The organism is Roseburia zhanii, from assembly GCF_014287635.1.
Lineage (GTDB): Bacteria > Bacillota > Clostridia > Lachnospirales > Lachnospiraceae > Roseburia_B > Roseburia_B zhanii.
The window spans coordinates 280,847-302,342 of sequence record NZ_JACOPH010000001.1 but is presented as its reverse complement, the minus strand read 5'-3'; the positions used below and the strand labels follow the sequence as shown (position 1 = coordinate 302,342).

17 protein-coding genes are annotated in these 21,496 nt (G+C 41.6%); 4 read left to right on the top strand and 13 right to left on the bottom strand.

The features are described from left to right. Positions 1-28: 28 nt before the first annotated feature. Both H8S17_RS01410 and H8S17_RS01405 read right to left on the bottom strand, forming a co-directional pair. Positions 29-973: a hypothetical protein gene (locus H8S17_RS01410; protein ID WP_186865916.1), complete on the bottom strand. Its 945-nt coding sequence runs from the start codon at positions 971-973 to the stop codon at positions 29-31. Positions 974-1,034: 61 nt separating this feature from the next. Beyond that, complete coding sequence (locus tag H8S17_RS01405) at positions 1,035-1,649, bottom strand: sugar O-acetyltransferase (protein WP_186865915.1); 615 nt, start codon at positions 1,647-1,649, stop codon at positions 1,035-1,037. A gap of 303 nt (positions 1,650-1,952) precedes the next feature. Between H8S17_RS01405 and H8S17_RS01400 the strand changes: the two genes are divergently transcribed. Together H8S17_RS01400 and H8S17_RS01395 are read left to right on the top strand one after the other, a co-directional pair. Next, positions 1,953-2,732, top strand: coding sequence for a tRNA threonylcarbamoyladenosine dehydratase (locus H8S17_RS01400; RefSeq protein WP_186865914.1), 780 nt, complete (start codon positions 1,953-1,955; stop codon positions 2,730-2,732). Between the two features lie 27 nt (positions 2,733-2,759). After that, positions 2,760-4,022: a DUF4317 domain-containing protein gene (locus H8S17_RS01395; RefSeq protein WP_186865913.1), complete on the top strand. Its 1,263-nt coding sequence runs from the start codon at positions 2,760-2,762 to the stop codon at positions 4,020-4,022. A 129-nt stretch (positions 4,023-4,151) separates the two neighbouring features. Here the strand turns inward: H8S17_RS01395 and H8S17_RS01390 are convergent, their stop codons facing one another. The 11 genes from H8S17_RS01390 to H8S17_RS01340 form a co-directional block, all read right to left on the bottom strand. Continuing rightward, positions 4,152-5,444, bottom strand: a complete 1,293-nt coding sequence (locus H8S17_RS01390) for a UDP-N-acetylglucosamine 1-carboxyvinyltransferase (protein WP_178050897.1) — start codon at positions 5,442-5,444, stop codon at positions 4,152-4,154. Between the two features lie 308 nt (positions 5,445-5,752). Further along, positions 5,753-5,935, bottom strand: coding sequence for a hypothetical protein (locus H8S17_RS01385; protein ID WP_186865912.1), 183 nt, complete (start codon positions 5,933-5,935; stop codon positions 5,753-5,755). A 75-nt stretch (positions 5,936-6,010) separates the two neighbouring features. Further along, on the bottom strand, positions 6,011-6,511 hold the full coding sequence (locus H8S17_RS01380) for a shikimate kinase (RefSeq protein WP_186865911.1): 501 nt from the start codon (positions 6,509-6,511) through the stop codon (positions 6,011-6,013). A gap of 14 nt (positions 6,512-6,525) precedes the next feature. Further along, on the bottom strand, positions 6,526-8,295 hold the full coding sequence (locus H8S17_RS01375; RefSeq protein WP_186865910.1) for an ABC transporter ATP-binding protein: 1,770 nt from the start codon (positions 8,293-8,295) through the stop codon (positions 6,526-6,528). A gap of 1 nt (position 8,296) precedes the next feature. After that, on the bottom strand, positions 8,297-10,042 hold the full coding sequence (locus H8S17_RS01370; protein WP_186865909.1) for an ABC transporter ATP-binding protein: 1,746 nt from the start codon (positions 10,040-10,042) through the stop codon (positions 8,297-8,299). Positions 10,043-10,139: 97 nt separating this feature from the next. Then, positions 10,140-11,222: a peptidyl-prolyl cis-trans isomerase gene (locus tag H8S17_RS01365; RefSeq protein ID WP_186865908.1), complete on the bottom strand. Its 1,083-nt coding sequence runs from the start codon at positions 11,220-11,222 to the stop codon at positions 10,140-10,142. Positions 11,223-11,320: 98 nt separating this feature from the next. Then, positions 11,321-14,839, bottom strand: a complete 3,519-nt coding sequence (gene mfd, locus H8S17_RS01360) for a transcription-repair coupling factor (protein WP_186865907.1) — start codon at positions 14,837-14,839, stop codon at positions 11,321-11,323. A gap of 94 nt (positions 14,840-14,933) precedes the next feature. Beyond that, the gene (gene pth, locus H8S17_RS01355; RefSeq protein WP_186865906.1) at positions 14,934-15,503 is read right to left on the bottom strand and encodes an aminoacyl-tRNA hydrolase; all 570 of its coding nucleotides are present in this window, start codon (positions 15,501-15,503) and stop codon (positions 14,934-14,936) included. A gap of 181 nt (positions 15,504-15,684) precedes the next feature. Further along, positions 15,685-15,957 carry a septation regulator SpoVG gene (spoVG, locus tag H8S17_RS01350; protein WP_186865905.1) on the bottom strand — a complete coding sequence of 91 codons (273 nt, stop codon included), beginning with the start codon at positions 15,955-15,957 and terminating at the stop codon, positions 15,685-15,687. Positions 15,958-16,071: 114 nt separating this feature from the next. Next, positions 16,072-17,190 (bottom strand): glucose-1-phosphate adenylyltransferase subunit GlgD, encoded by a 1,119-nt coding sequence (gene glgD, locus H8S17_RS01345; protein ID WP_186865904.1) that lies wholly within the window; start codon positions 17,188-17,190, stop codon positions 16,072-16,074. Continuing rightward, positions 17,187-18,461 (bottom strand): glucose-1-phosphate adenylyltransferase, encoded by a 1,275-nt coding sequence (locus tag H8S17_RS01340; protein WP_186865903.1) that lies wholly within the window; start codon positions 18,459-18,461, stop codon positions 17,187-17,189. The genes glgD and H8S17_RS01340 overlap by 4 nt, the downstream gene beginning before the upstream one ends. Before the next feature lie 248 nt (positions 18,462-18,709). Between H8S17_RS01340 and murC the strand changes: the two genes are divergently transcribed. Both murC and H8S17_RS01330 read left to right on the top strand, forming a co-directional pair. Beyond that, positions 18,710-20,092 carry a UDP-N-acetylmuramate--L-alanine ligase gene (gene murC / locus H8S17_RS01335; protein ID WP_186865902.1) on the top strand — a complete coding sequence of 461 codons (1,383 nt, stop codon included), beginning with the start codon at positions 18,710-18,712 and terminating at the stop codon, positions 20,090-20,092. 251 nt (positions 20,093-20,343) lie between these two features. Further along, positions 20,344-21,495 carry a DnaD domain protein gene (locus H8S17_RS01330; protein ID WP_243237929.1) on the top strand — a complete coding sequence of 384 codons (1,152 nt, stop codon included), beginning with the start codon at positions 20,344-20,346 and terminating at the stop codon, positions 21,493-21,495. Position 21,496: the final 1 nt, after the last annotated feature.

Here is a 21,496-nt window from a genome sequence, read left to right as displayed (position 1 = left end):
TTATCTTCCCCCTTCTGTTGTTGGTTGATTATAGTGCTTCTCCAAGAAAGTGATAATTATCATTTTGCATATCACGTTCCATGTCATTTGTTAAAATTGCTGTTCCTTCGTAGTTATCTAAACTGTCAAGTGCCGTTCCTTCTTCTAAGGTCTGGTATCTTTCACCCTGAAATACTAACAGTCTGTAGCCAACTCCCATAGAAGCTGTACCTGCCGGCTGTTCTGTACCATTTTCAGATGTGGTAACGGCTGTGTCTTCCTGTGCGGTATCTGTTGTATCTGCCTGGGCATCACCTGTCTGTGCTGCAGCGGCATTTTTCGGCTGTACCTGATTGCGTGCCTGCACTGTATCCGGATTATCTGCCTGTGTATTTCCATTAGCATTTCCGGCTGCCTCATCTGCGGCATCTGTATAATTAGCAAGGATCAGATCACGATATCCTTCTGTCATGTGATTGCTGATAAATACCGGAGCACTGACATTTGCAAAAGACTGTTTTACAGAATCTTTTGTAAAATTATCATCATCTGCACCATCGATCCAGAGAAGGACATTACCATCAATACCCGTTACATTTTCTCCAAAGACCAATGCTAAGATCTCATTTTTACTGTCGCCGTTTAAATCTGCATAATTGTAATAATAGCGTACATTCGTATAATCTTCCTGTGCAACGCCACAGTAATCAGCGATCACACGCTCTAACTGTCCATTCGGTTCTGTTTCTGCAAGCTGTCCGTCAAATCCCTGTGGGATCTCCACAGCACTTCCAAGCTGCATCTGGCTGCCGGCATTTTCGGTATCGTTGATCGTTTCCGTTCCGAATTCCTCCTGTGTCATTTCCTCTGTGCCATTGATATTCGTATTATCATTTGTATTACCGCCTGTATTGCCACGACCACAGCCGCAGCCGGTTAAAGCTGATGTTAAAATTGCTGATGCAAAAAACAAGATCATCACTTTCTTCTTCATATCAAGAAATCTCCTTCACATATTAGTTTTATTGTGCTAATATGCTCTAAAGTTTCTTTTTTTATTCAATTTCTTCATAATTGATTTTTTTATCTTTATAATAATATTCCCTGTCATGCTCTCCGATTTTGCGAAGTACCCGGCATGGATTTCCGACTGCAACAACATTTGCCGGTATATCTTTCGTTACAATACTTCCAGCACCGATCACACTATTGTCCCCGATCGTTACTCCCGGCATGACCACAACTCCTGCCCCAAGCCAGCAGTTTTTTCCAATATGTACCGGCATATTAAATTGCAGCCCTTTTACTCTAAGTTCCGGCAGGATCGGATGTCCGGCAGTTGCTAAAGTCACATTTGGTCCGATCATTGTATAGTCACCGATATAAATATGGGTATCATCTACCAATGTCAGATGAGAATTCGCATAGACCTGTTTTCCTAAATGTACATGTTTTCCCCCAAAATTCGCATAAAATGGCTGCTCTATGTAACAGTTTTCCCCTACTTCTGCAAAAATGTCTTTTAACATCTCTGCGCGCTTTGCTTCTTCCGATGGGCGCGTTGCATTATAGTCATACACTTTCTCTTTGCAACGTGCCTGTTCTTCCATGATTGCTTTATCTCCCGGATTGTAGATCTTCCCGCTGTGCACCTGTTCATATGGTGTCATTGCTCTTCCTCCTTTTCAGTTACTGTTCACTCCGTGAGCAGTAACTCGTGATTTTTGCATGAAAGTTCGCTTTGCGAAGCAAAAATCACCACCTGAATCACTTTCTTACGCAGCCAGACAGTAAATGTCTGTCTGCTGTGTGAACTGTAACCCTTTTCATTGCTGATATAGCCTTATTATATCACATAACTTGCGATTTTTCTTTCTTTTGCTTATAATTAACTCAAACTTTCCACCTCGTAACTATTTCATATTTTCAAGTTGCAGTTGTGGAAAACAGACGAATCAAGGAGAACCATATACATGTTGACACAGTTTTCAAGAACAGAATTATTGTTAGGAAAAGAAGCAATGGAAAAATTAGCAAATGCACGCATTGCCGTATTTGGCATAGGCGGTGTGGGCGGCTATGTATGTGAAGCATTAGTCCGCAGCGGTGTAGGTGCATTTGACCTGATAGACGATGATAAAGTATGTCTGACGAATTTAAACCGTCAGATCATAGCCACAAGAAAAACCATCGGCAAATACAAAACAGATGTGATGAAAGAACGGATCCTTGAGATCAACCCGGATGCCAACGTAACGATCCATCAGTGTTTCTTCCTGCCTGAAAATGCAGAAGAATTTCCATTTGAAGAATATGATTATATCGTAGATGCAGTCGATACCGTAACTGCAAAGATCGCACTTGTCATGAAAGCAGATGAACTTAAGATACCGATCATCAGCAGCATGGGAGCCGGAAATAAACTAGACGGCAGCCAGTTTAAAGTTTCTGATATTTATAAGACAAAAGTCTGCCCGTTAGCAAAAGTCATGCGCAGGGAGTTAAAAAAACGCGGCATCAAAAAATTAAAGGTCGTATATTCCGAAGAACAACCGACAAGACCGGTCGAAGATATGGCGATCAGCTGCCGGACAAACTGTATCTGCCCACCGGAAGCTGCCCATAAGTGTACAGAACGCCGGGACATTCCGGGAAGTGTTGCATTTGTTCCATCGGTTGCCGGACTGATCATTGCCGGCGAAGTCATCAAAGACCTGACTGCCCCGTATGCCAGAAAGCAGCAGTCTGTCTGATATCATTATCGAAAGAGGGAATCACTTATGAATAAAAAAGAAGTATTAGAGATCAAACGCCGGTTCAAAAAAGAAGAATGTACTTTTACGAGAATGTGCGGCTGTTACGTGGACGGAGAACGCAACCGCGTCGTCGAACTTGAAGAAACATTTTTAAACTTAGAAGATGAAGAATTCTATAAATACTTAGAGATTGCAAGGAAAGTCCTTTCCGGTACGATCGGTAACAATCTTTTAGAATTGGAATTTCCGATCGAGGAAGAATCTGTCGGAGGCAGACAGCAGTTCTTAACTGCCTTACGTCAGAGTGCCTTGCAAAATGACGATCTGTTAGAACGTTTTTATGATCTGATCATTGAAAATTATGAATATGCCGGAAATTATCTGATCTTAATTTTTCATGATGCTTATGATGTTATGACAAAGACCAGCGATAATAATAAGTTAGATGAATCCGAAGAAGTCTATGAATATCTTCTCTGTGCGATCTGTCCGGTTGCATTAAGCAAGCCGGGACTTGGATATCGTGCCGATGAAAACCGCATTGGTCCAAGGATCCGTGACTGGGTTGTCTGTGCACCGGAAAGCGGATTTATTTTCCCTGCATTTACTGACCGGAGTGCCGACCTTCATTCTGTGATGACTTATCACAAAAATGCCAAAGAGCCTCATGTGGAATTTATGGAAGGTGCATTAGGCTGTAATGCCAGACGTACCGCTACAGAACAGAAGATGGCTTTTGAATCGATCGTAAAACAGGCGTTTGGCGGTGATGAAGATGCTTCAAGGGAAGTTTTTTATGATATCCAGCAGAGCCTGTCTGATATGGCAGAACAGGAATCTTCTGATGATGAAGAAAACGCCCCTGTTGTTTTAACCGCAGAAAACATCGGAGAGCTCATGGCAGAATCGGACATTCCTGAAACTGCGGCTGCCATGATCGAAGAATCTTACCGGCAGGAATTTGCAGATGAGGCTCCTGCGCTTTCCCATCTGCTTGATACCAAAGCGGTAGAAGCCGCCGGCAGGATCAAACAGGAAAAAGAACTTGTGCAAAAAGTTGCCGTATTAGAGCAGCAGTTAGAAGATACCCGTATGTTAGCAGGTCTTCCGGAAACAGAGGAAGATGCCCCGACCGGTGATATCAAAACCTATGATGTTATCTTACGTGTAAAACCAGAAAAAGCATCTCTGATCAAATCGCAGGTGATCAATGGGCAGAAATGTTTAGTCATTCCTATGGAAGAAAATGAACATGCTGCGATCAATGGTGTAAATACGACTGTTTAAATAACCATTTTGGCTATACATAAAAAAGACTGTGATAAGTTCTATCTTCCATTCAGAAAACATAACTTATCACAGTCTTTTCTTAATAATTCTTATTCTAAATCAAAATTTCTTACGAATCTCCTGTTCTTAAGACACTTTCAATGTGAACTTCTGGATTTCCTTATCTGTAGATACTTTCTCGATCTGTGCACCTAACTGCGCCAACTTCTTCTCGAAATCCTCATATCCACGTTCAATATAATAAATATCATCTACAACCGTAATGCCCTCTGCTGCAAGTCCGGCAATGACTAAGGCTGCCCCTGCACGCAGATCCGGTGCACTGACTCTTGCTCCGGTATACTTCTCAATGCCGGTAATAATTGCAATATTGCTCTCGACCTTGATAGACGCACCCATACGTGTCAGCTCATCCACATATTTGAAACGGTTTTCAAAGATACTCTCTGTTACTGTGCTCGTGCCTTGGGAAATGGCTAATACTGCTGACATCTGCGGCTGCATATCTGTCGGGAATCCCGGATATGGCAATGTTGTCACCTGCGTATGTGTCAATGGCTTTGATGCCACAACACGTACTGCATCATCTAATTCTTCAATCTCACAGCCAATCTCTAATAATTTGGCAGTCGTTGCCTCTAAATGCTTCGGAATTACGTTCTTAACTGTAACGTCACCTCTTGTAGCTGCTGCTGCAAACATAAATGTACCTGCTTCAATCTGGTCTGGAATGATCGAATATTCTGTCTTATGCAGCTTTTCCACACCCGAAATACGGATCACATCTGTTCCTGCACCGCGGATATTTGCACCCATGCTGTTTAAACAGTTTGCGACATCTACGACATGCGGTTCTTTTGCCGCATTCTCAATCGTTGTCTTGCCCTCTGCCATGGCTGCTGCCATCATAATGTTGATCGTAGCTCCTACAGATACTTTATCTAAATAAATATGCGTACCTTTTAATTCTTCTGCGGCTGCTGCGATCAGACCATGCTGGATATCGACATTCGCACCTAATGCACGGAATCCCTTCAGATGCAGGTCGATTGGTCTGCTTCCGATATCACATCCGCCCGGAAGTGCCACTTCTGCACGTTTATATTTTCCAAGTAATGCACCCAACAGATAGTAAGATGCACGTATCTTCTTGATATATTCATAATCTACGCTTAAATCACTGATCATCGAACCGTTGATCTTGACCGTATGCGCATCGATTCTTTCTACTTTTCCCCCGATTCCCTCGATTGCATTCAGCATCACATTGATGTCCCTGACATTCGGGAGATTCTCTATTGTGACGGTTTCATCTGTCATAATTGCCGTCGCTAATATAGCAAGTGCTGCATTTTTTGCTCCGCCTATTTCCACTTCTCCAACCAGCGGATTACCACCTTTAATAATATACTGTTCCATATCGCACCTCTATGTCATCTACTAACTCCACAACTTCACATACAAACACTAATTATAGTTACCTACACTTTCTTTTGTCAAGATTTTTCTATATATGTAACAAGTGTAATATTTTGGTAATATTCATATAGTACTATTTTATCACACTTAGTTCATATAATTCAATGGATTTACTTAAGAACCGTCGATCAGAATATCTTTCGTGTTACAGTTCACAGGTATCCCTGCGAACTGCAACTTCGCAGCCCCATTTAAATTTTGCTGCGCAAAAGGGGGGCTGCTCACGCCCGAATCACGGTCATACGCACCTAAACAACAAGGTGTTTAGGTGCTGTCTGAACAGTAACTCTTTCTGACAACACAACTTCTACTTCATATATTGTATTCGTTTCTTTTTCTTTTGTTACTTCTTCTACTGCTGTATCTGCCGTGGCAAATACAGCTGCATCGACGAAATGCCCATATCCATACATAGTATCTGTAAATTTCACCGCAAGCATACCTGTCTGATTCTGGTATTCCGGATATATACCTCTGTCTTTCGTTTTTTCTGCTGTCCTCTTATATCAGTCTTTTAACTGCTCTATCAATGCTTCTACCGTATCTTCTACACCCATATGTTCTTCTTCAACGATAATATCCGCATATTTTTCGTACAAAGGTGTCCGTTCTTCGTACAGTGCCTTAAGATCCTGTCCGTCTTTTAAGACAACGCCTCTGCCTTTGATATCGCTCAGCCGCTGTTCTAAGATTGGATAGGAGACATGCAGATAAACAATCTTTCCGATCTCCTTAAAATGTTCCATCGCATTCTGTTCGTATACAACACTTCCACCTGTTGCGATAATCGCATGTGTTGCTGTAATCTGGCTGTTGATCCTGCCTTCGATCTCTAAAAATCCATCGGTGCCTGCTTCTGCTATGATCTCATGCAGTAGCTTTCCTTCTTTTTCCTGGATCACAAGATCTGTGTCTATAAACTGATAACCGAGCACTTTTGCTAATACGACACCGATCGTACTCTTTCCAACGCCCGGCATACCGATCAGAATAATATTTTCTTTCATAACCACTCCTTCTATTAGTTTGCTGCGTCCTCACTCTGGATAAACTGGCTGTTATATAACGTTGCATAAAATCCATTTTTTGCAAGCAGTGTTTCATGATTGCCCTGTTCAATGATATGACCGTCTTTCATCACTAAGATAATATCTGCTTCTTTGATTGTAGACAAACGGTGTGCCACGATAAAACTGGTTCTGCCCTGCATCATTTTTGCAAAGGCATTCTGTATCCTGATCTCCGTTCTTGTATCAATGGAAGATGTTGCTTCATCTAAGATCAGCATTGGCGGCAGGGACAGCATGACTCTTGTGATACATAAAAGCTGTTTTTGTCCCTGTGAAAGTCCTCCGCCATCTTCTGTGATGACCGTATCATATCCCTGTGGCAGACGTTTGATAAAACTGTGTGCATGGGATGCTTTGGCGGCTTCGATCACCTGTTCTCTGGTGGCATCTTTCACACCCATTTTAATATTCTCTAAGATCGTGCCTTCCCTGAGCCATGTTTCCTGCAATACCATACCATAAGATGTACGCAGGCTCTTTCTGGTAAGATGACGGATATCTTCTCCATCGACCTTGATACTGCCACCTTCCGCATCATAAAAACGCATCAGAAGGTTGATCAGCGTTGTCTTTCCACAGCCGGTAGGTCCTACGATCGCAACACGCTCACCCGGTTTTACCACAAGATTAAAATCTTCGATCAGATGCTGGTCTTTGACATAGGAAAAATCCACATGCTCTAAGGTCACATTTCCTTTTGCATGGTCTAATGTGACTGCATCTGCATCTTCTTCTACCTGCGGTGTTTCTTCGATCAGATCTAAAATACGTCCTGCACAGGCTAAGGCATTCTGTAATTCTGTGACTACACCGGAAATCTCATTAAACGGCTTCGTATACTGGTTTGCATAACTTAAAAAACTTGCTAACTGACCAACCGTGATCCTGCCCATGACCGCAGAAACTGCACCGAAAATACCTACTCCGGTATAGACTAAGCTGTTGATAAAACGGGTAGACGGATTGGTGATCGAGGAAAAAAATGTTGCTTTTAAGGAATACTCCCCTAACCGTTCATTGATCTTGTCAAACTGGGATAATACATTATCTTCCTGCCGGAATGCCTGTACAACTTTCTGGTTTGAGATCATTTCTTCGATCAGTGCGGTCTGCTCTCCTCTTGTTTCAGACTGCATACGGAACATGGAAAATGTCCGTTTAGCGATAAATGCTGCTACAAATAAAGAAATCGGGGTAATACAGATCACCACTAATGCAATCTTATAATTGATCGTCACCATAAAGATCAGTGTTCCGACGATTGTAATGATACCGGTAAATAACTGCGTAAATCCCATCAGAAGTCCTTCAGCGACCTGATCGGCATCTGCAATCACACGGCTTACCAATTCTCCATAGGAATGTGCATCTAAATACTTTAATGGAAGGATCTCGATTTTTGAAAATGCATCCATACGCATATCCCTGACCACCTGATATGTGATCCGGTTATTGCAGATGTTCATAAGCCACTGTGCTGCTGCCGTTAAAAGGATCACGATTATGATCTGGCGGATCACTCCAAAGATTCCTGCAAAATTAACATTTCCCGCTGATACGATACAGTCCACTGCCCGTCCGGTCAGAATCGGCACATATAATGTCAGGATTGAAGAAACTGCTGCAAAGATCAAGGATAGAGTGATCAGTGGTGTATATTTTTTAATATAGGAAAGCAGCTTCTTTAAGGTTGTCATTTGCTTATCATTCATTTTCGACATATTATTCTGCCCCTTTCTGCTTTTTTTCAGGGAACTGTGAATAATAGATCTCCTGATATACTCCACAAGTCTGCAGTAATTCTTTGTGCGTTCCGATGCCTGCTAATTCCCCATCATCTAAAACTAAGATCTTATCTGCATACTGAATGGAAGAAGCTCTCTGTGATACGATAAATACAGTCGGCTGTTCTTTCATGCCTGCGATCGCACGTCTTAATGCTGCATCAGTTGCATAGTCGAGTGCTGATGCACTGTCGTCTAGGATCAGTATCTTCGGTTTCTTGACTAAAGCCCTTGCGATCGTAAGACGCTGTTTCTGTCCACCGGAGAAATTCTTACCGCCCTGTGCCACTTCGGCTTCTAATTTTCCTTCTTTCTTCTCTACCACTTCATATGCCTGTGCAATCCGTAATGCTTCTGTCAATTCTTCCTCTGTTGCGTCCGTTTTACCCCAGCAGAGATTCTTTCTGATGCTGCCTGCAAACAGTACGGCTTTCTGCATAACGATGCCGACCATATCCCGCAGTTCTTCACTGCTGTAGGATTCGATCTGTTTTCCATCAATACGGATACTACCGGCTGTATGCGGATAAAAGCCCGGTATCAGATGTACCAGAGAAGTTTTTCCTGAACCGGTTCCACCGATAATACCGATCGTTTCTCCTTTCTTTGCAGAAAATGTAATATCTGTTAAAGACTCTGCACCTGCATTCTCATAGGTAAGTCCGACATGGGAAAAAACAACCATTTCATCTGCTTCCTGTGGAAGTTCTTCACGAACTTCCCGTTTCAGTTCCCGCTCGCCTTCCGGTATCTCTAAGATACTCTCAATACGGTTACAGCAGGCAATGGCTTTCGTAACGGTTACGATCAGGTTTGCTAACTTGATCAGTTCGACTAAGATCTGTGACATATAGTTGACTAAAGCAACGACTTCACCCTGCGTGATCACACCGGTGTCGACCTGTAACGCTCCCACATAGATCAGATAAGCGGTTGCACCATTGATGATCACATAGGTAACAGGATTCATCAGACCGGAGATCTTGCCGACAAACATCTGCATCTTCGTCAGTTCCTGATTCTTCTCCTGATACTTTTCTTTTTCTTCTTCCTCTAAATGAAATGCACGGATCACTCTGACACCGGTTAGATTTTCCCTTGTGGAAAGTGTGACCGAATCCAGACGGTTCTGTACTTTTTTATAGAGAGGGATACTGACATACATCACACCAAATACGACGATGGAAAGAAGCGGGATCGTAATCACAAATACCATCGCTGACCTTACATCGATCGTAAACGCCATGATCATCGCACCAAATACGATAAATGGGGAACGTAAGAACAGACGCAGCACCATATTGACACCATTCTGCGCCTGATTGACATCACTTGTCATTCTTGTGATCAGTGTAGCTGTACCTGCTTTATCTAAATTGGTAAAAGATAACCTCTGGATATGGGAAAACAGTGCATGACGTACACCTGTTCCAAATCCTGTGGCTGCTTTTGCCGCAAAATACTGTGCTGTCACAGACGAAATCAGTCCGATGATTCCAAGGAATACCATAACTAAACACATTTTAACGATATATGGGATGTCATGGTTTGCAATTCCCTTGTCAATGACTGCTGCCATGACAAGCGGTACCAGCAATTCAAAAATTGCTTCCAGCATTTTAAAAAGAGGTGCAAATACACACTCTTTTTTGTAATTTTTTAAATAGGCTAATAATTGTTTCACGATCAATCCTCTCCATCATCTGCTATTGTTTAGAATGAAAATGCTGCAAAACGAAGAATTTCTTCTCCGTATGCAGCATAGATCCGTTCACTTTCTGTTATTCTGCTTCTGTAGTATTTACGCTTTCTGTATCTGCTATACTTTCATCTGCAGCTTCTGTATTATCTGTTTCAGGCTGCTTAAAGTGATCGTCAAAATTAACCTTTGCCCACTCTTTTTCATTGAGTGTCCATTTTACTTCTTCTTTCCAGCCATCTAAGATGTCATTATAATAATCTTCCTGCTTCTGGGAGATCATGCTCTCTTTTTTCTTTGCAGTTGCTTCTTCGTCAAACTCACTGTCTAAACGAAGTACATACAGTGCACTGTCTGTTTCGATCACACCGGAAACCTGTCCTGCGCTTAACTGGTCTGCTGCTTCTAATACGGATTTATCCATGGTAGAATCTTCATCATCAGCAGAACCATAAGAAGCGGTACTTACGGTATATCCTGCATCGGTAACGGCTGTATCAAAATCTTCTGCCGCTGCGATCGATGCTGCTGTTTCTTTTAAACCTGCGATATCATCTTCTGTATATTCTACATAGTTAGAATCTGAATCTGTATAGCCACTGGTGTTGATCACAACATAGCTGAATGTTCTCTGTGCTGCTTCTTCATCAGTTACTTTGGTATCTGCATCTTTTATGATACGGTCATGCATCTTACTCTGGATCGTATTCAGGCGAAGCATTTCTTTGACATTCTCGATATCCTCTGCACCGATCTGTTTGATCGCTTCCTTAGAATTACCTGCGATAAAATCCTCCGCTGCCTTTGTGATCTTTGCTTCGTCATCATCACTTAAAGAAATATCATAATCGCCCATATGTGCTTTTAACAGATACATTTCCTCTAAATTATCGGCAACGTCTTTCTTAACGTCCTCTGTCATAGTACTTCCATTGCCATAAACATCTTTGCTCCACATATCCTCACCAAAATAACTCATGTAAAATGAATCATACATTGCCTGCTGATATTTCGCACAGAAATTTGCAACTCCCATGGTGATCGTTGTATCATCTAATGTTGCAAATGTTGCATCCTCATTGATCTTATTCCCGCATCCGGTTAATGTCATTCCCATAATGGCTGCTGTTGTAAGCAGTAACGCCATGATCTTCTTACTTCTCATATGTTATCTGTTCCTCCTAGATTCCTCTCTAACCAATTTCGTTAGTCACTCTTTCTATTATAATTCCTTTTTGTATATGCCGCAAGAGGTTTTTCGATTTAGATCAGCATTTCTGCATGATCTAACACATCAGCGATCACATCCATTGCACTCTCTTTCTGCCGGCTGTTTAATTTGAGATGATATGCAAAATATGGCAGACGTTTATCTGCATAGAATTTCAGTTTTCCCTGATATAAGGCAACAAATCCCGGTATCTTTACCGGATCGATCTTTGCCTTTTCATACAGGACGAACTTGACTAAATCCCCCCGCTGTGCGACTTCGGTAAAATAATAGCGGTGTGCTTTCGCTTTGTATTCTGCGAGATTTAACAGATTCTCTACAGATTTTGGCGGTTCCCCGAAACGGTCGATCAGTTCTTCTAGCATTTCTTCTTTTTCATCTGCATTTTCGATACCTGCGATCCGTTTATAGATATCTAACTTCTGCATCTCATTCGGGATATACCGTGGCGGGATATAAGCATCTATATCCACATCGATCGTCGTTTCAAAATTCTCTGCGGTTTCAATCCCTTTTGCCTGCTTGACTGCTTCGTTTAACATCTTACAATAAAGATCATATCCGACCGCCTCCATATGTCCATGCTGCTCTGCTCCAAGCAGATTTCCTGCTCCGCGTATCTCAAGGTCACGCATGGCGATCTTAAATCCGCTGCCTAATTCCGTATATTCTTTGATCGCAGCCAAACGTTTTTCTGCGATTTCTTTTAACATCTTATCCCTTTTGTACATTAAGAATGCATAGGAAGTCCTTGTCGAACGTCCGACTCTTCCCCTTAACTGGTAAAGCTGGGAAAGCCCCATATTATCTGCATCGTGGATAATGATCGTATTGACATTGGAAATATCCAGGCCGGTTTCGATGATCGTCGTTGAAACTAAGACATCGATTTCTCCATTGATAAAACGGTACATGATATTTTCAAGTTCCCGTTCTTTCATCTGCCCATGTGCAAATTCTACAGCTGCATCCGGCACTAACGCTGCGATCTTTGCCGTGATATCTTCGATCTGTTTCACCCGGTTAAAGACATAATATACCTGACCGCCTCTTGCTAATTCCCTTGCGATCGCTTCTCTTACCATTTCTTCATTATATTCCATGACATAAGTCTGGATCGGCAGACGATCCATCGGCGGTTCTTCAAGCACACTCATGTCACGTATCCCGATCAGGCTCATATGCAGTGTCCTTGGGATCGGCGTTGCAGTCAGTGTCAGTACATCGACGTTATTTTTAAGCTGTTTGATCTTCTCTTTATGTGCCACACCAAACCGCTGTTCCTCATCGATGATCAAAAGTCCTAAATCTTTAAAAACAACATCTTTAGAAAGTACCCTGTGCGTTCCGATCACGATATCCACCATACCACGTTTTAACTCTGCGATCGTTTTTTTCTGTTCTGCTGCGCTCTTAAACCGGCAGAGAAGATCAACTGTCACGGGGAAATCCTTCATACGCTGGGCAAATGTATTATAATGCTGCTGGGCTAAAATCGTCGTCGGTACCAGATAAACAACCTGCTTGCCTTCCTGTACTGCCTTAAATGCGGCACGTATTGCGATCTCTGTCTTGCCATAACCGACATCCCCGCAGATCAGACGGTCCATAATTTTTTTGCTCTCCATATCCCGTTTAGCTGCTTCGATCGCAGCCTCCTGATCTTCTGTTTCCTCAAACGGAAACATTTCTTCAAACTCTTTCTGCCAGACCGTATCCGGTCCATATTCATATCCTTCGTTCTGCTGGCGTTTTGCATACAGTTCCACTAAATCGGCCGCAATCTCTTTGACGGCTCCACGCACCCTGCTCTTTGTCTTATTCCATTCCTGTCCGCCTAAACGGTTCAGTTTTGGTTTCTTCGCATCTGCACTTGCATACTTCTGGATCATATCTAACTGTGTTGCAAGAATATAGAGATTGCCACCTTTATCATATTCGATCTTAATATAATCTTTGACCGTCTTGTCTACTTCGATCTTTTCAATTCCACGATAAATACCCAGTCCATGATTTTCATGCACCACATAATCTCCGATGGAAAGTTCTGTAAAACTTGAGATCTTTTCGCCTTCGTATGCTTTTTTCTTTTTCTTTCTCTTTTTCTGCGAACCAAAGATATCACTTTCCGAAATAACGGCAAACGATAATAACGGATATTCATAACCACGTTTCACTTTTCCATAAAGTACCATGACTTCTCCGGCCTTTGCCACATGGTCATAATCTTCTGTATAATAACAGTTCAATTCTTCCGCTAACAGATCTTCCGCTAACCGCTTTGCCCTTGTCCTCGAACCAGACAGTAAAATGACAGCATAGCCTTTTTTCTTATATTGTTTTAAGTCTTTGACTAAAAGTTCAAAACTGTTATTATATGCCCCGATACTTCTCGCCTGAATGGAAAAATGGTTTGCAATGCTAAGATCCTGCACTTTCATCTCTAATGCCACTAAAGCCACACAGCTTTGGCGTTCTAATCTTGCCGCTGTTTCTTCACAGGTATAGAGTGCCTGCATCTGTCCAGGCAGGATATATCCTTTTTCTAAGCGGTGCTTCATGCTTTCTGAAAATTCCTGTTCGGTCGTGTGTCCCCGCTCCATACATCTTACCGCTTCATCTAAAAATACAACGGTATCTTTTTTATCAAAATAATCTAATAACGATACCGTATGCTCATCGAAATATGTCAGGTAGGCATCCATACCGTCCACGCCTGCACGCTCAGTGATCTCTTCTTTCAATTCCTCTGCCGCCTGTCTGATACGTGCCGCTTCTTCGGTCTTCATTGCTTTGCGGTATGTTTCATACAGACTGTCAGCATCTTTTTGTATCCGTTTTAGACCTTCCTGTTTTTCCTGCTCTGTTAAAATCAGTTCTGCTGCCGGATAGATCTCGATACTCTCTAAATTCTCGATTGAACGCTGGCTCTCAACATCAAAACTCCGTATCGAATCGATCTCATCGTCCCACAGTTCGATACGGTATGGATTTTCCTCTGTCAATGGAAAAATATCTATGATGCCTCCACGGATCGCAAATTCTCCAGCCGTTTCTACCTGACTTGCAGACTCATAGCCCATTTCGATCAGTTTCTTTTTAAACTCCTCTAAGTCTATGATATCCCCCGGATGATAGGTTCTGACTGCCTGTATGAACTGTTCCGGTTGCGGCATCCGGTTCATTAAAGCATCATATGTCGTGATCAGAGTGATACGCTCCCCTTCTGCGATCGTTTTTAAAGCTAGGATACGTTCCCTTGTCAGTACATTTCCCCTAAGGTCAGACTGGTAGAACAAGATATCTTTTGCCGGGTAATAAACTGCCTTTGGATCATAAAAAAGATATTCTTCATAGAGTTCTTTTGCTTTCTGCTCACTAAAAGTGACAATGATCTTATTCTTAAAGCCATTGCCGATACCATAGATCAGATGCGGTTTTTCAGGATCGATACATCCAGAGATCATCTGCACACCCGGTTCTTTTTTTAACTGCGCTTCTAATCTTTCTAATTCTTCTAATTCACGCAGCGGTTCTAAAAATGCTTTCATATATCTCCTGTTTCGTTACGATTAAAAACTGGCTTTACATACATTTGCGATCTCATGCTTTGTGTTACAGAGCCTGTTTGTGAATCGTAACTTATTACTTCACATGATTAAATTCGTTCATGGCACGACTGATCTCGCCGCCTGCCATATAAGCTGCTGCAGTACAGGCATTTTCGATCGCTTCTTCCACACATGCCCGTTCCTCTTTTGAAAAATGGCCAAGGACATGGTCTGCTAAATCCCATCCTTCCGGTTTTTCACCGACACCGACTTTGATCCTTGCAAAATCACTGCTGCCTGTTTCTGCGATAATACTTTTGATCCCGTTATGTCCACCGGCACTTCCTTTCGCCCGGATACGGATATTTCCCGGTGACAGACTGATATCATCGAAAATGACGATCAGGTCTTCTGCGGGATCTAACTTATAAAATGCCATCACTTCTGCGATACTCTCTCCGCTTAGATTCATATACGTCTGCGGTTTCACTAAGAGTACTTTTTCTCCTGCGATCATGCCTTTTCCACAGATCGCTTTGTGTTTTTTTTCATTCATAGAAATATTATATTTTTCAGCTAAGGCATCAATGACATCAAATCCGATATTGTGTCTTGTATTCTGATACTTTTTATCAGGATTTCCAAGTCCTGCGATTACATACATGATAATTGTTTCCTCCTAAAATCACTACTTCCTCATGTGTGAGCGGGTCAACAAGTCAGAACTCTTATCCTGCAAGCAGGAACGATTTCTGAGCTTTTGACCCTTGTATTCCACATAAAAAATCCGCTATACTATTTCGAATATTCCTAGTATAGCGGATTTTTTATAAAATTACAAATGCTTACTCATCTGTATGTTGTAGCATCTCTGCCTGATATTTCTCTAAGATCATATCCTGTATCTTCTCTCTGGTATCCGAATTGATCGGATGTGCAATATCACGATATTCGCCATCGGCTGCTTTGCGGCTTGGCATGGCAATGAACAACCCCTTCTCTCCTTCGATCACCTTAATATCATGTACTACAAATTCCTCATCGATCGTAATGGATACAATGGCTTTCATCTTGCCTTCTTTCTCCACTTTACGAATCCTCACGTCTGTAATCTGCATATCTGCTGCCCCCTTCTTGTCTATATGTAACTATAATCAGTACCTTCTCCTAAATCACCTTCTGACAGTCAAACCCTGACTGTTTCGATCTGTACCAGGCAATCTGCCCTTCTCCTAAATGACATATCTCGCATTTTCTTCACGCACAACCTTGATACCATTTTCTCCACAATAGTATGTATTTGCACGTAAGGTATTGCGGCTTTCTACAATACAATTCTCCACATAAGTATTGTCACCGATATAAACATCATTTAAAATGATAGAATTTTTAATGACACAATTCTTACCGATAAAAGCCTTCTTAAAGAGAATCGAATTTTCTACTTTACTGTTTACGATACAGCCGCTTGCTATTAAACTGTTCTTCACATCAGAACCCACATTATATTTTGCCGGTGGCAGATCGTCCACTTTTGTAGCAATCTTAGGTTCATCACGGAAGAAGAACTTACGCACTTCCGGATTTAAGAAATCCATATTCGTCTGGTAATAGGATTCCACGGTTGCAATATTGCTCCAGTAAGTTTCTAATTTATAACCATAGATCCTCTTTAAATTCTTATAACGAATCAAAATATCGGATACAAAATCATACCGTTCTTCTTCTGCACAGCGTTCTAACATCTCGATCAACTGCCGTCTGCGGATCACATAGATACCGGTAGAAATCGTATTCGAACTTGCCATCATCGGTTTTTCTTCAAATTCGATGATACGTGCATCTTCATTCATGCGTACCACACCATAACGGCTGACATCCACGCCCTGCGGCATGTCTTTGCATACAACAGTGATATCTGCTTTCTTAGCGATATGATAATCTAAGATCTTATTGTAATCTCCCTTGTATACACAGTCCCCACTGGTAATGATGACATATGGCTCATGCCGTCTTTTTAAGAAATCAAGGTTCTGGTACATCGCATCTGCCGTACCGCGATACCACCAGCTGTTGCCTGCGGTCACTGTCGGTGTAAAGGTATATAAACCGCCCTGTTTACGTCCGAAGTCCCACCATTTTGAAGAACTTAAATGTTCATTCAATGACCTTGCATTATACTGTGTTAAAACTGCTACTGTATGAATGTGGGAATTGCTCATATTACTGAGTGCAAAATCAATACACCGATAGCTGCCACCAATTGGCATTGCTGAGATTGCCCTGCGGCTTGTCAGCTCCTGCATACGATTGTTATTTCCACCTGCGAGAATAATTCCTAATGCCTTCATTTGCCATCACCTGCCTTAATAATATATTCTCCTCCGGCAAGTATACCGTCTGGATAGTCCTCGTTGTCTGTCACTCCTGAAATCGCTGTATTCTTTCCTATCTTTACTTTTGATGGTATGTAGGAACACTCTCCGATCGTAGCTAAACCGAATGCATAGATCTTCTCATTAAGTTTGCTCGGTGCTTCTTCACCAACTCCGATCTCAACTTCATCTCCAACTTCACAATTTTCTGCAATGATCGCTTTATCGACCTTACAATTCTCTCCGAGTATCGTATCTTTCATAATGATGGAATCACGCACTACCGTACCTCTGCCGATGACAACTCCGGCACCGATCACGGAATTATATACTTCTCCATATACTTCCGTTCCTTCCCCGATGATACTCTTTTCGGCAACGGCATCAACAGATAAATACTGCGGCTCTACATTATCTGTCTTCGTATAGATCTTCCAGTATTCTTCATATAGATTAAATTCCGGTATCAGATCTACCAGTTCCATATTAGCTTCCCAGTAAGAACCTAAAGTTCCGACATCTTTCCAATAACCATTATATTCATAAGCAAAGATCCTCTGCTTATTCTCATGGCAGTATGGAATGATATGCTTACCAAAGTCACAGTTGCTCTGGTCTTTCATCACGAGCAATGCTTCTTTTAATACCTTCCAGCTAAAGATATAAATACCCATAGATGCCAAATTGCTTCTCGGATGTTCCGGCTTCTCCTCAAATTCAACAATACGCTTATCATCATCTGTGATCACAATACCAAAACGGCTTGCTTCTTCGATCGGTACCGGCATGGTTGCGATCGTAACATCCGCATTATTCTCTTTATGGAAATCTAACATCACTTCATAATCCATCTTATAAATATGATCTCCCGAAAGAATCAGGACATATTCAGGATTATAACTCTCTATATAACTTAAATTCTGGTAAATTGCATTTGCAGTACCTGTATACCATTCACTGCTGTCGCTCTTCTCATACGGTGACAAAATAGTTACACCACCATTATTCCGGTCTAAATCCCATGGAATACCGATCCCGATATGTGTATTCAGCCGAAGTGGCTGATACTGTGTCAATACGCCAACTGTATCAATTCCTGAATTGATACAGTTGCTCAACGGAAAGTCAATAATACGGTACTTTCCGCCAAATGCAACTGCCGGCTTGGCTACATTTGCAGTCAGCACACCAAGTCTGCTGCCCTGCCCGCCAGCCAACAGCATTGCTATCATTTCTTTTCGAATCATGTCACTCACCTCTCGTCAACTCTCATTATTGATGCTTAAAATTATATCATATTTATCATTATTGTACAACATATTTAACAAATTTATAATCCATTTGTACCTTTTTTTGTTAAAAATAACATATTACAGAAATTATCTGCCTGCAATTTGCAAATCACAGATTGTTGGTTATAATAATAAAAGAAGATAAACGTTTTATATAAGGTAACTGCATTTTATGTATAAAACAGATTGGACAGGTAAAAAATATGTATAAGATTAATTTTGGACAACCGATCCACATTCATTTTATTGGCATTGGCGGCATCAGCATGAGCGGACTTGCCGAGATCCTTTTAGAAGAAGGATTTACCATTTCCGGTTCCGATGCAAAAGAATCTCCTCTTACAGATAAGCTGGCATCAGAAGGTGTGCAGATCTCTTATCCACAGTCTGCTGCAAATATCACTCCCGGTATCGATGCTGTCGTTTATACTGCAGCGATCCATGAAGATAACCCTGAATTTGCTGCTGCAAAAAATACAGGGCTGCCAATGCTCTCTAGAGCTGAGCTCTTAGGACAGATCATGGATAATTATGCAAACTCTGTTGCGGTAGCCGGAACCCATGGCAAAACAACAACGACTTCCATGTTAAGCCAGGTGTTACTTGCCGCTGATTCAGATCCTACGATCTCTGTCGGAGGCATCTTAAAGGCGATCCATGGAAATATCCGTGTCGGACATTCAGATGTCTTTTTAACAGAAGCCTGTGAATATACGAACAGCTTTTTGAATTTCCACCCGAAATACAGCCTCATCTTAAATATCGAAGAAGACCATTTAGACTTCTTTAAAGACCTTGCAGATATCCGTCACTCTTTCCGCAGATTTGCAGAAAATACTGCAGAAGGTGGTACGATCATCATTAACGGAGCCATCACTGATTATGAGGAGATTGTAAAAGACCTTCCGGTATCTGTGGTTACTTACGGACTTACAGAAGTATGTGACTATTACCCTTCCGATATTACATTTGACGAGAAAGGCTGTGCCACTTATACTGCCATGCGTCAGGGCAGGGCATTAACTTCTGTCAAATTGAATATTCCGGGTATGCACAATGTATCCAACTCCTTAGCTGTAATTGCAGCCGCTTTAAGTTTAAAGATCGAACTTTCTACGATCACTTCAGGTATCTCACAATTTACCGGAACTGACCGCAGATTTGAATTGAAAGGCATGTACAAAGATGGGGTCACTGTGATTGATGACTATGCACATCATCCGACGGAGATCGCCGCTACTTTAACGGCTGCACAGAATTATCCGCATAAACGCATCATCTGTGTTTTCCAGCCTCATACTTATACCAGAACCAAGGCATTCCTAAAAGATTTTTCAAAGGCACTTTCCTTAGCAGATGTGATCGTCTTAGCGGATATTTATGCCGCAAGGGAAACCGATACTTTGGGTATCAGCTCCAAAAATATCGAAGATGACTTGAAAGCATTAGGAAAAGAAGCCTATTATTTCCCATCTTTTGATGAGATTGAGAATTTTTTGCAAAAAAAATGTATGAACGGTGACTTGTTGATAACTATGGGTGCCGGAGATGTTGTTAAAATAGGCGAAAACCTACTTATGCACTAAGTTGTCCACATTATCCACATTTGAGCTGTTTTTTTATAAACATTTCGAATGTGGATTTCTTTTGTCATCTGATGCTTAAAAACATATTGTTTTTTCAATATCCCAACCGCTCGTCCCAATTTTATCCACATTATCCACAATTCCTCAACCCCTTGATTTTAAAGGCTTTGAGCGAAAATCACCTCTTTTCAATTTGAAAAAACCGTGCTATAATTTGGGGCATATCAGAATTGGAAAGAAGGCATTTAGCAATGGCAGACATTTTATTAAAGGGCAGCAGTCTACTCTCTTGTACCTGTGTTCCTAATATCTTCATAGATAAGTATATGATAACTGCAAACGGAGAATACATAAAAATTTATTTATATCTGCTTCGGTCTATGAACCAGGGCGGAACAGCATTTTCTGTTTCCATGCTTGCAGATATTTTTGAACATACAGAAAAGGATATCCTGCGTGCTTTACTCTATTGGGAGAAAGCGAACCTGCTCTGCCTTGACTACAATGATCTTGGCGAGATCACTTCAATTACTTTAACCCTTCCGGAGCAGGAAGCAGTTCTTAATACAGCCGCATCAAATGCAGCAAAGCCGCAGACGGCTGATACACTATCAACAGCAGACACCAGGGAACTTCATGCGAAAGATACTACAGATGATCTTATGGCTAAGGCTACAGATACAGCAGACACTACAACGGAATCTGCTTATCTTCCATCTGATGGCAAAGAAATCTATACGACAGAACAGCTTGAGAACTTTCAGGATGATGAATCGGTCCAGGAGATTTTATTTATTACTGAAAATTATCTTGGCAGAACCTTAAATTCAACCGATATCCGTACGATCCTCTACTGGTATGACGGACTTCATTTTTCTACCGACCTGATCGAATACCTGATTGAAACCTGTATCAGCAATGGGCATACAAGCCTTCGATATATGGAAAAGATTGCTCTTTCATGGGCAGAGTCCGGTATTTCTTCTGTCGCACAGGCAAGAGCAGAACACAGTGCACATCATCAGGATGTCTATGCTGTAATGAATGCATTCGGTATTCATGGACGCAATCTGATCCCTGCGGAGATAAAGACGATCCAGAAATGGACAGGTCAGTACGCATTTTCCATGGATATCATCAAAGAAGCCTGCAGACGGACGATCCAGTCTACCGGAAAGGCAAGTTTTGAATATGCCGATACGATCTTAAATAACTGGCACAAGAATAACGTACATAACATGAATGATATCATCAAATTAGATGCTGCACACCAGAAGTCAAAGGCTGCTGCCAAATCCAAAGCCGCTGCTTCACAGGCTTCTGCAAATAACCGCTTTAATAATTTTCCACAAAGAAGCTATAATTATGACCAGTTAGAAAAGCAGCTTTTAAAAACTAATTAGT

Excerpts from the sequence above, each read along its gene's own strand:
- spoVG (WP_186865905.1), bottom strand. The coding sequence starts at position 15,957 with ATGCAGATTACAGACGTGAGGATTCGTAAAGTGGAGAAAGAAGGCAAG.
- H8S17_RS01340 (WP_186865903.1), bottom strand. The coding sequence starts at position 18,461 with ATGATTCGAAAAGAAATGATAGCAATGCTGTTGGCTGGCGGGCAGGGC.
- mfd (WP_186865907.1), bottom strand. The coding sequence starts at position 14,839 with ATGAAAGCATTTTTAGAACCGCTGCGTGAATTAGAAGAATTAGAAAGA.
- H8S17_RS01375 (WP_186865910.1), bottom strand. The coding sequence starts at position 8,295 with ATGTCGAAAATGAATGATAAGCAAATGACAACCTTAAAGAAGCTGCTT.
- pth (WP_186865906.1), bottom strand. The coding sequence starts at position 15,503 with ATGTATGTAATCGCAGGACTTGGAAATCCTGATAAAAAGTATCAGAAT.
- H8S17_RS01330 (WP_243237929.1), top strand. The coding sequence starts at position 20,344 with ATGGCAGACATTTTATTAAAGGGCAGCAGTCTACTCTCTTGTACCTGT.
- H8S17_RS01380 (WP_186865911.1), bottom strand. The coding sequence starts at position 6,511 with ATGAAAGAAAATATTATTCTGATCGGTATGCCGGGCGTTGGAAAGAGT.
- H8S17_RS01365 (WP_186865908.1), bottom strand. The coding sequence starts at position 11,222 with ATGAGAAGTAAGAAGATCATGGCGTTACTGCTTACAACAGCAGCCATT.
- glgD (WP_186865904.1), bottom strand. The coding sequence starts at position 17,190 with ATGAAGGCATTAGGAATTATTCTCGCAGGTGGAAATAACAATCGTATG.
- murC (WP_186865902.1), top strand. The coding sequence starts at position 18,710 with ATGTATAAGATTAATTTTGGACAACCGATCCACATTCATTTTATTGGC.
- H8S17_RS01390 (WP_178050897.1), bottom strand. The coding sequence starts at position 5,444 with ATGGAACAGTATATTATTAAAGGTGGTAATCCGCTGGTTGGAGAAGTG.
- H8S17_RS01405 (WP_186865915.1), bottom strand. The coding sequence starts at position 1,649 with ATGACACCATATGAACAGGTGCACAGCGGGAAGATCTACAATCCGGGA.
- H8S17_RS01395 (WP_186865913.1), top strand. The coding sequence starts at position 2,760 with ATGAATAAAAAAGAAGTATTAGAGATCAAACGCCGGTTCAAAAAAGAA.
- H8S17_RS01400 (WP_186865914.1), top strand. The coding sequence starts at position 1,953 with ATGTTGACACAGTTTTCAAGAACAGAATTATTGTTAGGAAAAGAAGCA.
- H8S17_RS01410 (WP_186865916.1), bottom strand. The coding sequence starts at position 973 with ATGAAGAAGAAAGTGATGATCTTGTTTTTTGCATCAGCAATTTTAACA.